Source organism: Tunturiibacter empetritectus (genome assembly GCF_013410875.1).
Classification (GTDB): domain Bacteria; phylum Acidobacteriota; class Terriglobia; order Terriglobales; family Acidobacteriaceae; genus Edaphobacter; species Edaphobacter empetritectus.
This window is the reverse complement of the sequence record NZ_JACCCU010000001.1, coordinates 476,307-491,019: the sequence shown is the minus strand read 5'-3', so window position 1 is coordinate 491,019 and position 14,713 is coordinate 476,307. Positions and strand designations below refer to the sequence as shown.

The following is a 14,713-nucleotide window of genomic DNA, read 5'->3' as shown; positions in this document are numbered from 1 at the left end:
ATTGAAGCGTCCCGTTCGGCATAGGAGTGTCAGGGTCCAGTACGCGGAGTGGTGCAACCACAGCGACCTTAGATATTCGCTACGGCTGCGGTTATGGCAATCGACGACGCGAGTTGTGCAGCAGTGAGGAGATTTTTCCAGAAGAGGGAGGCCCCAATCACTTTCTGCGGTACAACCACAACGTCGCCGGGGCCAAGCTTTGTGGAGAGGACAGAAGGATCGAACAGGCCGCCCGAATGTCGACCAATGACCGAGCCATTGGCGCGGATCACGAAGATCTCCCTTCGGTTCGCCGTATCACTCGTACCGCCCGCATGCTGCAGATACCAGCTCGCAGTTTTGCCAGGTGCAAAGGTCAGTGCCGTGGCGTTGTATACCTGACCGGTAATCAGAACAAACCCGGGACGTTTAGGAATCGTCAAGACGTCGCCGCGACGCATTTCGATGTCGATAGAGGTGTTCGCCCAAATATCGATGTCCGACGAGATGTGGACGACAAGGCGGCCTGTTGGTGGCTCACTCTTCAAGCGGGCTAATACCTGATCCTGTTGCGCCTGGATCAATTTCAGCGTTGCCCCGGAGTCGCCTGCACCCAGATTCGGTGAAAGACGTGCCGAAGCCGAGCTCGTCTCAATTTGTCGAATAAGTTCTTCGCGGCTCTTCTGTTCGAGTTCGCGCACCTGATCACGAACAAGTACTGCACCTGCTGGATATGCCGTTTCGCGGAATCCACCAGCGCGTCGCAGCACAGAGCTGAGGCGCTCTCCTTCTCGAAATCCATACGTGCCGGGATAAGCGACCTGTCCTTCGATCTGTACCGACTGACCGATTTCATTCCATCCGGTGATCTGGTGGATGGTTAGGATGTCTCCCGGTTTGAGCAGAACGTCTGCTTTCGGCTCCGTCCCCGCAACGGCCGTACCGATGTGAACAGTAACCAAGTTTCCCGTGACTCGAGTTCCGTTTGCCACGCCGTAGCTTGTCAGATCTGCCTCATCGAGCATGGCGTCGCGTTTGAATCCACCGGCCATACGGACGAGTTGTGCAGCCGTCATGCCATCGGACAATGGGTAAGTAGATGGTCGCAGTACCTCGCCCTGGATCGTCACCTTTGGGGCATCCGCTTGGTATCGACCCAGAATGCGAATCGTATCGAATGTCTGAAGGTCGAGATTGCTGTTCCCGATGAGCACATTCGGCACATTGAAGTTGATGGTCTCTGCGTGGAGATCCGGTGGGACGAGGCGGATAATCTCCCCTACAGGCGACGGCTCCGGCAGCAAGTCTTGGTAACTGTGCAGAACGTCACTGAGACGCATGCCGTCACTGTACGAACGCCTGCCTGGGCGAACGACGTGCCCCTCAAGATAAATCGCTCGTTGACTATAGGGCAGAATGGGTGCAATCCGAATACGATCACCATCCCGGATCTGGAACGCCGCAATGGTGGCACGGTCGGCGTCAGCAGCTCCGGTCGCAGAGGTCTTAAGTGTGACTGTCTCGCGTTGTCGATTGATATCGATTCTTTCGATCGTGATGTTTCCAAGAGACGCTGCCGCAGTAAGACCTCCGGCATCGCTGATTGCGAGGTCCAACGTCGATTCGCCGGGCTTCAATTCATAGATCGCGGGCCGCTTGACCGCGCCTGCGACGGCAACCTGTGGTCCTATAGGTGATATCAGCAAGGTGTCACCGCTCTCGAAGCGGGCGCCCTTTGCGCGGACTCCATGCAGCAGAAAGTCGTAAAGATCTATATTCTCAACAAGCTGCTCTCCACGGAGATGGCGCACCATCCGAAGGGACCCGGCCGCGGTAGGGCCACCCGCGAGATAGAGTGCACTTAACGGAGTTGCCAGAGAACTGATGTCATACCCGCCGGGCCGCTGGACATCGCCAACAACGTACACTCGCACGGAGCGAAGACGCGACACGGTCACGGTCACCTTAACATCTCGATATTGTTTCTTAAGTGCGCTGTCAATCAGGCTCTCCGCGCGATCGAGCGAAAGCCCGGCCAAGTCCAGCGAACCCGCCTCAGGCAACAAAATGCGTCCGTCGCGGTCGATAACTCGATTCACACTCTGTGTCATGCCACCCCACATGTTGATCGTGAGTGTGTCACCTGCGCCGATCACGTAGTCGGGACCCAGTGGCACGTCCAGAGGGGTGTCCCGACCAGCCCCGCCACGAGCCATTGCGGAGACGTTGCGGTTGACAAATACATCTGAACCGAAGCGCTTGAGCGGGAGAGTCTGTTCGGGGATCTGCGTATATAAATCACGCATCGATTGCAGATTATAAGGAGCAGGCTGCCGCAGAACCTTTGGTGGGTCAGTGGAGCCATTCACCGGTTCACGGCCACGCATCGGTTCGTTGGAAGATTGATTGGCGGCCGAGCCTACCAACTGAGCTGCGCGACCAGAAGCCTCGATTTGATCGGGCGAAGAGAGATCAGCTGCGGCAAGTCTGGCAGTATCACTTCCAGCCAACGCAGGAGACTGACCTGATAGTCCAGTGCTTTCTTGGCCGGTCAGGTCACTGCCTTCCGCGGTTCCGATATTTGAATTGGAGCCCAAACTTTGGAGATCGTCCTGCGAAACGTACCCTCTTGCGCGAAGAAACATCGTGATGTTCGCGCGCAGATCGCCGTTTGTTGCGATCTGGCTGTAGAGCATCTGGTCGGAGATATCGTTGGCGTCGATAGGCGTCCCCTGCTGTTGGAGGTGATCGGCTACCTGGGACTTCAACTCCACGACCAGATCGGGATTCTGCTGCAGGATATGGATGATTTGATTCGAGGAAAGGGTAGCCGGAACGGCGAGGGTGCTTGAGGAGCTGCTTTTATCGTCCTGCGATCCGTCACTTTGGGATTGCTCCGTAGCTCCTAGACCTGGGCCTGGAGTTGAGGGAGATTGGGTCGTAGTCTGAGGAGGTGAGAACACTCCTTGCGCTCGTGAAGACTGACCCAGCATCGCCGTAATTGCCAACAAGCCGCTTGCCGCAACCGCGTGCGAACGCGACATACGACAGCGGGAGGCAGTCTCAAGCGAGGGTATGATTCGAATTGGCTTGAGAATGCGGAATGGCCTGGAAGATATCAGCATAGGTTTCTCTTCGTCTCTCAACGTAAAGAACTCGAACCGCTGCGGTGTCATGCCTTCGTAAGGCAAATGTCAATCTCTTGTCTGCGCGAGATGGGGCTTGCAGCGTCTATCCTTGCGCCGATTGACAATCTTCACAGCTTATGGCTCGATGGCCGATCAGACTTGCTGTTCAGGATGCGGGGGCTTGCGACAGAAAAACAGACGGAGAGATGGATAATGACGGTCACATACGTGCGTTGCCTCAGAGATGTGGCTTAGACCAGTGAAATACCGGCTCACTGAATTAATCCCGGTGTGCACCATAGACCCTAGCGAAGTAGCACAACTGCGATGTCATGCGCGCGCGATTGAACTCAAGAAAGTTGAGCACGCGCCTTGAGTCTTTACACCAACAGCAAAACGGGGCTTCAGGCAAATAGGACTTGGCATAGATTGCCTATTCCGCCCTGTCGAGCTTGTTTGAATACAAATGAGCCGCTGCCAACATGAAGCGAGGTGGAACCTCAATTCAAAGTGCAAGTCGACGGGTTCCCTGACGCCATTTGACCGACTCGCAGAGATAGCGGAGACCTTCAAATACGTGAAAGCGCAGGCGGAAACATACAAAACTAACTTGCATAAAGTATCGTCTGATCCGCTCCGGAACTGTCTCGTTCGGAGGCGTATGGGCAATCGCGGGCGGCAAACTCCGCGGTAGCAGTGATTTTCGGAGCGACCGCTTCGAGGGCATACCTTCGCGTTCAAGCTCTCTCTGGAGCAACAGGTAAAGTTTGCTGCCCGGAAAGCTAGCAAGAACAGACTTGCATCCATACAGTCTTACCCAGGACCGTACGCGAGCCGGAACGTGAGTAACCGTCCAGTTTGTCAGTGTCTCAGGAGCGAAATTACCCATAACCTGAGTAGTCAACATAGTAATGACCCCGAGTGCCAAAGCCGCTTTTGGATTCTCCTCAGCTGCAGCCTGGACTTCTTCCCAGAAGAGGTCATCGTGATGACGAGCGAGCACATGCCGGTAGAATTCGACGAGGTGTGCAGTCCGTGAAAACTCGCTGGCTACATGCTTGAACAGGTGCAACCCCTGCCCTACGAAAAGATCGCTGCGAGAAAGCACCGGAATGGAGACATCATTGAAGTCGAGTTCATGTTTTCGCGCGAGCACTGAGGGGTAGCTCTGATCGCTTGTTTCAGCGTGTAGCTCTATGCAACTCAACGGAAGAGGTTTGTATAAATCCTTCACGGACCTGCCCGGAGCATGGGGCGTCTTGAATTCCCAGCTCTTGCCGCTGACCGCGTGGAGGTAATAGCCTCGTTGTTCCAAGATCCGGCGCGCCTCTGGTATATGATCCTCCGCTACTAAGAAATCCAAGTCTAGTTGCGATCGCAGCCACGGCTTTGGCGCCGAAAGTGGCCAGAGCGAAAATCCTTTAAGGGATGCATACGAGAGGTGTGCGTGCTGAAACTCACTGTGAATCGTATTTGATTCGGCCGCCATGCTCTGAGTGCGGGCAATGTTGTCATGGAGATTCTGCTGCAGACGTTCCAGTACCAATGGCGGTAGCATTTCGGATCGTTGCAACGCCAGCATCCGGTCGAGAAAATACAGTGCAAGACCACTGGTATCCAGCCAATGCAGCAGCTTCTTCCAATCCTTATAGGAGATATGCCGCAGTAGCGAACACTGGGAAGGAGGCGGGTCGCAGAAGGTCAACAGCACCGCATGCCTGATTTGTTGTTCGGCGCTCAGAGAATCTTTTATCGCTTCAAATTTCATGCGGACTCGGAACCAAGACAAATACCAAGCCGTTCCGCGACGCCGTGAGCTGCTCGCCAACCTGCATTGGTGACTTCAACTGTAGGAAAGATTCTAGGGACGTTTGTCATAGGGCTGTAAACCAATTGTCATTTTCCCCTCGCGCCAATCGACGATTGCCGAGCATACAGATCAGTGAATGCGCACACGTAGAAGGTTGAGCCGTTGGGCCACTATCCCGGGGTGGTACACCAGAAGATTTCGCTTGATGGTGAATGACAAACCTTTGACAAAGGACATACGAGCCTGAGACACATCCGGCTGGAGACGTAACTACAGTTGCATTTATGCCGTGCCCCAGACGAGATTTCCGCTTTTTCAAATCACGATGGTCTGCGAGACTGCTCCTATTCGGCGTGGCCGTACTCTTCGCTACACAGTACGGCAAAGCCCAGGACACACCGCTAATCTCCGGCGGTGTTGGGTTCTTCACAAACACCACTGCGGGCAGTACCACCTATTTGCCGATCGTTTCGCCCTTGTTAGCCGCACCAATCGGAGATCACTTTTTCATCGAGTCTCGAGCGGCACTGCTCGAGGACTTTACACCCAAGGCTGACGGTCAGTCCGGCTACGACCATAGTCATTTCATTGGGTTGACCTACCTTCAGGGCGATTACATTGCTTCTTCGCATGTGACCGTAGTGGGCGGGAGTTTCTTGACCCCATTCGGAACCTACAACGAACGGCTATCTCCAATCTGGATTAATAATCTTCAGGATGGACCATTGATCCAGACACTAGGAGTTATGACCACAGGAGTTGGTCTCGGCGGTCAGGTGCGAGGATCCGCAATCTCACGGCGTAACTTCTCCATTGACTATGCTGCATACTTCTCTGCGCGCAGTGGGAACGAACAGTTCAATTCAAAGCGCTCCTCCGGTGGGCGCGTGAGCCTGTATCTGCCGGCGAAACGTCTGGAGGTAGGTTTTTCTTACGGCCGGCTTTTGCAAGGCACTCAAGAGAACTTCTACGGAACGCATGTCTGGTGGGAGCCCAAGGATAGTGCTTTTCGTTTGCGTTCAGAGTGGGCTCGGGGACAGCACGCACAGGGCTATTGGGTGGAAGCTGATTATCGGCCCACATACTTCGGGGGACTTAATAGCTGGATCGGCCGAGTGGAGCCTATCTTCCGTATTCAGCAGACGTTTCGAATCGACAGCATAGCGAGCGATAGTTTGCCAATAGTCAACTCACAGCGTGCAGACTTCGGCCTGGACTATAACCTACCGCACAATACGAGAATTCTCACAAGCTATTCGCGGCAGTTCTCTTCCAGCGGAAACGTCAACATCTGGGAGACTGGAATCGTATATCGATTCCTCTTCCCGGCCTGGAAAGGAAAGCAAAAATGAACCAGCCGTATCCCTTCACCTATGCTTTTGGTTTAGTTGCGCTTCTTACGCCGTTTATGGCCGCGCAAACTCAGACTCAAGCTAATCAGCGGACCTCCGCACACGTTGATCAGAAAGCATCCGCGAAACAAAACTCGCCGGTGCTCCATAATGAGGGCGATCGCATCTTCGCACAAAACTGCTCGCGATGCCATACGGCACCTGATGGGTTCTCGCCCAATATATCGGGCACGGTAGTGCGCCACATGCGGGTGCGAGCATCGCTCAGCCAGCACGATGAACAAGAGCTCCTTCGCTTTCTAAATCCCTAAATAGCTGACATATCTCAGTGACAGTCGATCCGTTCCTGACTTCGAAAAATGTGCGTTCTTCGCGTCGATTGAAATCCCGGATTGGTTTGCAACATGATCTTCCTCCCGCGCTGGATTTGCGTTCTTCAAGTCTTCGCCGAAGGTGGATTGCCCGGTTGTTTATGCTTGGTGGGATCGCTAGGGGGTCAGAGATGGCGTCTCTCCTTTTTGCCCGGCTAACATTTCAGATGTAAAGCAAAATCCACTACTGTCTGTCGTGAACCAGCTTCTCCAGCCGATGAACTGCCCAGTTTAGATCCTTGTACCGCAGTTCGAAGACTTCGGCGGTCAACAATTGTTCAATAGCCGCATGTTGCCGATCGCGTGTATCTGGTGGTCCGAATAGCATCTGGCGCATAAAGTTGCGCGTCACGTCCTTGCGATAGGGTACAAGGCCCTGCCTACCTTCCGAACGACGATTCAAGAACACGATGAAGTCGACCTTCGTTGCCTGAGCACAGGTCAATCCCGGGATCATTGATGTCTGCATCTCTACGGATGGTTTACCGGCCGCTCGTGGCATCATCTTGAGCTCTCCGATCTCCGGAAACAGCTCTGCCGCGGTCGGCCGGAACCTTACCTGATGGCAGTTGCCTGTAACCACGCGATCCTTGCCACCGCTCAACAGATAACTTCCGTCGTCAGAGACGTACGTCCATCCCTTTCGCGCGCATGCGTAGGACAATGTAGATTTGCCTGCTCCTGAGTCTCCACAAAGCAGCACACCGCGCCCCTTCAGTGCCACGCATCCTGCATGTACCGGTGTTGTGTGACAAGACGCAATGCAGGAGACCGGGGTTCCGAGGAAGTAATACCCTGCGTATAGTTTGTGATGGAGGGCCGCATCCGATAGACATATCTGCGTGGTATTCCGCTCCATATCGACGATGCTGTAGTTATCTTTGTCCGCGATACTTATAAACAATGGCGACATAAGACGGTACACCGGCAGGGGCGGACAGTCGAGAGAATCGCTCGTTACCAAATGCACTTCGGAAGAGATGGGAGTTGTGTTGTACCGCTGCTCGAATTTGCCCCAAATACCCTCCAGCACCTCTAACACGTCGGCTGAGTTTGTTCTGACTTCGACGGGAAATCCATATGGGTAGAACCTTCTGGTCAGTGTGAGTTCGGGTTTCGGAAGCTCGGGTCTGGAAAAGTCCGGTAGTTGTGAGTTGTCACACGCCCGTTCGATCTCCTGGATCGTCATATTTGGGTTCCTTTATCTTTGCGAGGCCGAGAAATATCCGACGCTCCGAAGAGTTGCGCACAGGAGATGCTGATGTCGAATTTGTGAAGTTGCTTTGTCATATACTCGTCTGCCTTAAAGCTGATTATGAACAGAGTCTCTTTGTGTGCTGTTACCGATTTGTCACTCTTTTGTCCCAACATGGGCGTTCGTTCTCGGACTGGCTTGTTCAGACGTCGGTATGGATGTAGGTGAACGGCTAATTTGGTAAATACATTCCACATGACCAGCTTTGGGCGCGATATGACGATTCCAGCCGGACTGACGCGACTGCAACAATATGAATTGGCTAGGCATAGCTTCGGAGAAGTCCGCAATTCTCGCCGCAGAGATTTCGGTTCCTACATAAAGAAAATGATTTCGTGTGGTCCGGGCGATGTCGCATAAGTATTCCGGCATGACTTCCGGTGCGAGATCTGACATGGCATGTGAGCTAAAGCTAAGGTCGACTATGTTGTTCGGGAGATGCGCAAGCTCGAATAATGGCATTAGGATGACGTCGGCCTGCCGGATCGTATCGAAAGTCAACTCTGCCTCACCATACAAAACAGTCTTGAGGTGCGGGAAGTTTTTCAGCAGGTAATACGACGTGAGAGATATGCTTTCTGGCACATCGAAATCAATGTAAGTTGTTCCTGGGCGATCGCGAAGAAGATAATATGCCATTCCACCGAACCCCCCGCCGATCTCAGCGATCGTGGCGTGACCATGCAGAAGCCGGGCAATTCTCTGCGCGCAGTAGTGCTGGTACTCAGAGCCTACTCTGACGAGAGTATCTTCCAGAGCAACGCCGAAAGGGTTTCCGGTCGCCGGACCTGCCAGATCGCCAACCGTATAAGAGCCGCTTGTCTCCGCCTTCCAGTAGTCCAGGCGATAGAGAGCATCGACTAAATACAGACGGCAATAGAAATCGGCAATGATATGACCGAAATAATTGTTTTTTACCCGTTGTACGGGGAGCAGTCCCGTTGAACAATCATCGCGGAAGAAGTTCTCGTACATCTTCTGCAATGTATCTAGGTCGTGCGAAGCCAAAGCCCGCATGACAGACTCAAGTGTGTGATAGCGGTGTTGCTGCCACCAAGGGGTTGGATCGTATTTCCTCGGGGTAACCTGTTCTTGGCTCATTGCCAGGGAGTAGGCCCTGCAAATCCTTTGTAGTAATGGCCGATCGGAGCCGTTGTCACCGATGCGATCACTAAAGCCGCGAGTGACGCCATCAAGATCGTATCGGGGATCACCTTTGAAGTGATGGCCGCCTCGATACAAAAGCTCCCGATTTGTCCACGCCGTCCGACATCTGAGTCCGGCGGATTTCAGCGTTTGAACCGGATCACGTAGATACTTAGAAGCTAATTTCATATCGCCGTTCATGTAGTGGATTAGTCGGGAGGTTCGAGATGATGGGCAGGCGCATACAGCTTCCTTTACCGCTGATGGGCTTCTTAATTCGCAGCGTCTTTCCCAAGGTATGTGCCTGGCTGTTTCTACTTGTCGCTAGATTGTCTAAATGTATTCATTGCATTGTCGAGGTCCCTTGCACGAGCAAATTGGAATCCGATTCGATCGGCAGGCTGGCATATCTCGCGAGGTCTAGAGATTCAAAAGACAATGAAGTGACAACTCGATGACAAACGATAGCAGCACCGACCATATGCTCTGGAGGTCTGTTAGTACGCCGATGAACTACGCGTGCCAGTATGTTTGTCGTGATCCAGAGGACAACGAACTAGAGGTCATTAGATGCAGTCATTTCGCGAAATCGATGCTAGTCACGTGGATTCAGCTCACCTAAAGAACGAGTTGGATTCGCGTGGTTACGCGCTCATCAGGCGGCTCCTGCCATTTGAAGACATTGAGAATTTGCTGCGCAAGATCGCGCAGATTCTCTCTGACGAAGGCTGGCTGCTGCCAAATCAGCAACCCATAGCGCGAGCAGCCAACCTAAGGGCAGCCTGTAGTGAATCTGATCCTGCATTCAAGCGACTCTACGAAAAAGTTTTCAACCTTGAAGCCTTGCACTCTTTTGCTCATCACCCAAAAGTTTTTGAGGTAATGCGTTTGCTGGTTGGCCCAAAGCTGCTTGTTCACCCGAAACCGATCGTTCGATTGATCTTTCCTAATTGCGATCGATCAGTGATTCATGCACATCAGGATCACTTAGCCGTTGGAGGTGATACGAACTGCTTTACAGCGTGGTTGCCACTTCACGACTGTCCAGCTGAACTCGGTCCGCTGCAGGTTCTGGAAGGTTCCCATCGTTTCGGCCTGCAGGACGCCGATCCTGACACCGGAGTAATCTCAAAAGGTAATGTGCGAGGCAGAGAATGGGTGAGCGGGGCGATTAATGCGGGAGATGCGCTGATCTTCCATAGCTTAACTGTTCACTCCGCCTCTCCAAACACATCCAGTCAACTCCGAATTTCTATGGATTGCAGGTTTCAGGATTACTCGCACATTTTAAATCCTGCGAACTTCGTATTCCCCGGCTCGAACGATCGCTCATGGGAAAGCACCTATGCCTATTGGGTGTCGAAGGATCTTAAGTATTTCTGGAAGCACTTGCCCCTGAGATTCAAGCCATCAATTGACGAACTGACGACGCTTGTCAATACCGTCGATTCTGAGCGGATGCGAGTGCGTTACGGCAGAATCCTGAGCCAGATCAAGCTTCAGATGCCACTCGATACCATGTCAGAAGTTGATCAGGGCTCTCTATCGAGCCAGCTTCCGCTGCCGCAGAATCCGGTACACGAGGGCTTATGAATTCCTCTTCCGGAAGATCCAGCGACAGAGGCAATGTATATGCATCGGGCTGCGGATGGAAGCCAAAGCTTGTCACGGCAATCCCCGAGGTCTGGATGCTCGTCAAGCCATTTCGCTGGCTCATCTTTGGTTGTTTTACGTTGATGATCGTTAACCGCATATGTAGCCTTGCAGTTCCCGTCGCTTTCCGTTACTTAGTCAACGATGTAATGTACGGACATCGTTTCGATAAATTAGCGCTTATCGTGGGTGCCGTCGCTGGGGCGACATGCATTCAGGGTGTTACTACTTTTTTTCTTTCTCAAAAGCTTTCCATTACTGGTCAACGTTTGATCGCGGACCTTCGGAAACAAGTTCAGAAACATATTGGTCGCCTCCCCATCTCGTTTTACGATGGCAGTCGCGCGGGAGATCTCACCGCCCGCATTATGAACGATGCGGAGGGTGTACGTGACCTGGTAGGCGCCGGCCTCGTGGATTTGGCAGGAGGTATTCTGACAGCGATCATCGCTCTAGTCCTTCTTTTACGCATCAGCACCTTGATGACAATGTTGACTTTCTGCGTTCTGTTCGGTTTTGGATTCTTTCTTAAGACTGCACTTGGCATTACGCGTCCGATTTTTCATGAACGCTCCAAGCTGACTGCTGAGGTAGCTGGGCGCTTAACCGAATCGCTTGCAGCTGTGCGTGTAGTAAAGGGCTACCGTGCCGAAGCTAGCGAGGCTAATGTGTTCGCCAATGGCGCTGAGCGCATACTTAAGAACCATGTGCGCTCCATCAGTGCACAATCATGGATGTCACTGGCGTCTACTATCCTGTTCGGCATAGTTGGCGGCCTGATCATGTATCTCGGGGCACTAGAGGTGAAGGGACACCGTTTAGACATCGGCAGTTATGTGGAGTTCATCATGCTGCTGGCTTTTATGGTGGCTCCCATTGCCCTCCTCGTTAGTGTCGGAAGTCAACTTACAGAGTCCATCGCCAAGCTTCACCGTACCGCGGTCCTCCTTAGAGAACCTAAGGAGGACAGTGAGATATGCCGTACCCAAATGATTGGCCCAATCCAAGGTAGCGTCGTCTTCAGGGATGTCTCATTCACTTACACAACCGGGAAGGCTGTATTGCATGGAGTTCAGTTCGAGGCCGATCCAGGTACAGTGACCGCGTTGGTCGGCGCTTCCGGTGCTGGTAAATCTACAATCATCTCGCTAATTTGCGGATTTTATATTCCAGTTAACGGTGAAATCTTTATCGATGGCGTCGACTTGTCAACCGTGCAGCTCGACAGCTATCGCCAACAATTGGGCGTGGTGCTGCAGGATACATTTTTGTTCGATGGAAGCATCCGTGAAAACGTTCTATTCAGCCGTCCTGGCGCACATAGAGAACAGTGGCTCGAGGCTTGCCGTATCGCCCGGGTGGATGAATTCGCTGAGCGACTTCCGGATCAGTATGAGACAGTCGTAGGCGAAAGGGGAATCCGGCTTTCGGGGGGACAGCGTCAACGAATATCCATCGCTCGCGCCATTTTAGCGAATCCGCGCATTCTCATCCTCGATGAGGCAACAAGTTCGCTGGACTCAGAATCGGAAGCGATGATCCAAGCAGGACTGAGTTCTTTAATGAGGGGCAGAACAACTTTTGTTATCGCTCATCGGCTTTCCACAATCCGGCGCGCAGACCAGATTCTTGTGCTTGATCACGGGAAGATCGTCGAACGCGGAACGCATGAATCTCTGTATACCCTCCAGCAGCATTACTATGACTTCTACACGAAACAATACGGACTTGAAAGCAACCTGTTTCTGGCAACAGGCGAAGGAGACCTATGCCCAACTCCAGTTTGACGGTTGAGGTGTATGTTGCACCACGAGTCCAAGTAGCTATAGCAAGATGGCGAGAGCTGAATGTTGAATGTGCCCAAGATTTGTCCAGGAATTCAGAGGATATGATCCCGTGAGTTTGACTTATATAAGTCATCCGCTTAGCAGCGTTAGGAAGGCGAAGTCGTGGTTTGCCGCTCATGTTCACATGTGGAGGTTTGGCAACCATGGCCGAAGACATTTTAAAAAAGACTCTCACTATGATCTGCAACAGGTCACGGCTGGCTTTGCCAATCGTACCGATGAAGCGTCTGACGATACACCTCTTCTTGAACGCATCTGTGCAGCCTACAATAAAGCCGAAAGCGAGCCGCATTCCATGCTTGGCGCCTATTTGGCGTCGGAGTCAGTGCGAAGGCTGCGACAAGGAAGTTTGAGCCCATCGATCCGGATGCTCATTGAGCATGACACTGTTGCTTTAGGAAAGATGTACCGAAACTTCTACCGCGATCCTTGCTCCGCCGGCTTGCTGGCTGCTCCTCAAGGGATGTCGAATGCGTACTTTGGACCGCAAATCAGAGACATTTACCGTCATTTTTATCTAAGCCACGTTTTATATCGCCTCGACTATTGGAAATATCTTACGGGTGACCGCTTCTCTCTGAAGGACCTCGCCGGATCGGGAATCGGAAATCCGTTTGGCGTTGTGATCGACGGGACGCATATCGCCGTAGGAGCGGAGTACTCACACTATTGCGCGAAGCGGGTAGCAGATTTAGTCGATCGCTTCTGCATACCCCATTCGACCGTTGCGGAAATCGGCGGCGGCTTCGGCGCTATCGCCTACTATCTTCTCCGTGATCAACGACCTCTAACCTATTTTAATTTTGACATTCCGGAGCGAATTGCTCTGAGCTCATATCATCTGATGAAGGCATTTCCCCATTTAACTTTTTTACTGTATGGCGAGAAACCTCTGACCCAAAACACTCTCTCAGAGGTTGACATTGCACTGTTGCCTATATCTGCGCTGGCGGCTATGCAGAATGCATCTATCGACATTACTTTTAGCTCCAATGGAGTTTTAACTTTATCGGCAGGTGCGATGACTGAGTGCCTGCAAAGGATTGCGGCAATCACCAGGCAGTCGGTGCTGTATGTCACCAATCAGGCGTCCAGCGAATTGATCGGAAAGCAGCTTGGAGAAGGAGCAAATGCTTTAACGCTGACGGATAGACGTACGTCGGGATGGCACAGTCATAAGATTTCCGGTGCTGGTGTGGGCGGTGCAGCGGCCCTCGCCCACTCTGCCTTGGTCGAGCAGACTTTCAGTCGTAAGCCCGCGGTTGACCATTCCGCCGTCAATGTGCAGGTGCTTGCTGCAAGAGAAGGAGCGCAGGGTGCGTAACGGTAATCGAGAGAATCACGCGATGCTGAGAGGACCACACGAGGGCATAGGGTCGTCGCCCGTGGGTGCTCCCCGAGACCCATCCGGAGGGATCGCGCAATTTGGTAAAGCAGCGACAGAAAAACAGGTCCCCCTTCCTTCTCAGCCGCGTTTTATGAAGGTTGCGCTTTGGATGCTAATCGGCGCGATGACACTCTCAGTTACGCTCTACAGCGAAGTACCGCTTCTCCGTCAAGCTGCGGAACGGGCGTACCTGGGTTCCATTCTTTTTCTCATAGTCCCGCACATCATGGGTGGCGTCCTCGCACTTCTTATCGGACCGATTCAGTTTTCGAGCCGATTGCGCAGACATCATCCGCAATTTCACCGGGCACTCGGAAGGATTTATGTAACTGCTGTATTTGTAGCCGCTCCCCTCGCGATCGCGTTGTCAAAGCACCGGCATGACCCCAGAGCTATCCATTTTGTTGTGGCCACTTCTATTCAAGCCTACACATGGATGATTACTACACTTGCGGCATTTCTCACGGCTCGTAATGGCCACATTCAGCAACACCGCGAATGGATGGTCCGTTCTTATGCTGTGACACTTACATTTTTGGGTACTCGTGTGCTTCAACCCATTCCAGCGTGGAACCGGCATAGCGAGGCAGGTTTCGCAATCGAGATCATCATAATCACATTTCTAGCCATTCTGATTCCAGATATTGCTTTCCATTGGCGACAGCTGACAACACACTGTCCTAGACCCGTTGTGCTAAAAGCCTAGAAAGAATGAGCGTCTGCCGGATGATGAGATAAATGGTCGCCGTCCGGAGTCCAACAAGAGATTTGCTCGTTTCAGGTTC

The 14,713-nt window shown here is 52.6% G+C and carries 10 protein-coding genes; 6 read left to right on the top strand and 4 right to left on the bottom strand.

Features of this window, described 5'->3' with window-relative positions; translation table 11 throughout:
- Window positions 1–68: 68 nt before the first annotated feature.
- The gene (locus HDF08_RS02060; RefSeq protein WP_257030836.1) at window positions 69–3,104 is read right to left on the bottom strand and encodes an SLBB domain-containing protein; all 3,036 of its coding nucleotides are present in this window, start codon (window positions 3,102–3,104) and stop codon (window positions 69–71) included.
- Window positions 3,105–3,612: 508 nt separating this feature from the next.
- A complete protein-coding gene (locus HDF08_RS02055) occupies window positions 3,613–4,875 on the bottom strand; it encodes a nucleotidyltransferase family protein (protein ID WP_218884474.1) in 1,263 nt (420 codons plus the stop codon).
- Between the two features lie 395 nt (window positions 4,876–5,270).
- Between HDF08_RS02055 and HDF08_RS02050 the strand changes: the two genes are divergently transcribed.
- Window positions 5,271–6,269 (top strand): hypothetical protein, encoded by a 999-nt coding sequence (locus HDF08_RS02050; RefSeq protein WP_179636808.1) that lies wholly within the window; start codon window positions 5,271–5,273, stop codon window positions 6,267–6,269.
- Window positions 6,266–6,580 carry a c-type cytochrome gene (locus HDF08_RS02045; RefSeq protein ID WP_179636806.1) on the top strand — a complete coding sequence of 105 codons (315 nt, stop codon included), beginning with the start codon at window positions 6,266–6,268 and terminating at the stop codon, window positions 6,578–6,580. Before HDF08_RS02050 ends, HDF08_RS02045 begins: the two co-directional genes overlap by 4 nt.
- 244 nt (window positions 6,581–6,824) lie before the next feature.
- Here HDF08_RS02045 and HDF08_RS02040 read toward each other — a convergent pair whose 3' ends face one another.
- Both HDF08_RS02040 and HDF08_RS02035 read right to left on the bottom strand, forming a co-directional pair.
- Window positions 6,825–7,829: an aldolase gene (locus HDF08_RS02040; RefSeq protein WP_179636804.1), complete on the bottom strand. Its 1,005-nt coding sequence runs from the start codon at window positions 7,827–7,829 to the stop codon at window positions 6,825–6,827.
- A gap of 162 nt (window positions 7,830–7,991) precedes the next feature.
- Entirely contained in the window at window positions 7,992–9,230 is a 1,239-nt protein-coding gene (locus HDF08_RS02035; protein ID WP_179636802.1) for a putative sugar O-methyltransferase, read from the bottom strand.
- Window positions 9,231–9,611: 381 nt separating this feature from the next.
- On the opposite strand from HDF08_RS02035, the gene HDF08_RS02030 reads away from it, so the two are divergent.
- From HDF08_RS02030 to HDF08_RS21930, 4 genes are all read left to right on the top strand, one after another.
- The gene (locus HDF08_RS02030) at window positions 9,612–10,634 is read left to right on the top strand and encodes a phytanoyl-CoA dioxygenase family protein (protein WP_179636800.1); all 1,023 of its coding nucleotides are present in this window, start codon (window positions 9,612–9,614) and stop codon (window positions 10,632–10,634) included.
- Window positions 10,631–12,481, top strand: coding sequence for an ABC transporter ATP-binding protein (locus tag HDF08_RS02025; protein WP_179636798.1), 1,851 nt, complete (start codon window positions 10,631–10,633; stop codon window positions 12,479–12,481). The genes HDF08_RS02030 and HDF08_RS02025 overlap by 4 nt, the downstream gene beginning before the upstream one ends.
- Window positions 12,482–12,590: 109 nt before the next feature.
- Window positions 12,591–13,865, top strand: coding sequence for a class I SAM-dependent methyltransferase (locus tag HDF08_RS02020; RefSeq protein ID WP_179636796.1), 1,275 nt, complete (start codon window positions 12,591–12,593; stop codon window positions 13,863–13,865).
- Window positions 13,822–14,634 carry a DUF2306 domain-containing protein gene (locus HDF08_RS21930; RefSeq protein ID WP_306459689.1) on the top strand — a complete coding sequence of 271 codons (813 nt, stop codon included), beginning with the start codon at window positions 13,822–13,824 and terminating at the stop codon, window positions 14,632–14,634. Before HDF08_RS02020 ends, HDF08_RS21930 begins: the two co-directional genes overlap by 44 nt.
- Window positions 14,635–14,713: the final 79 nt, after the last annotated feature.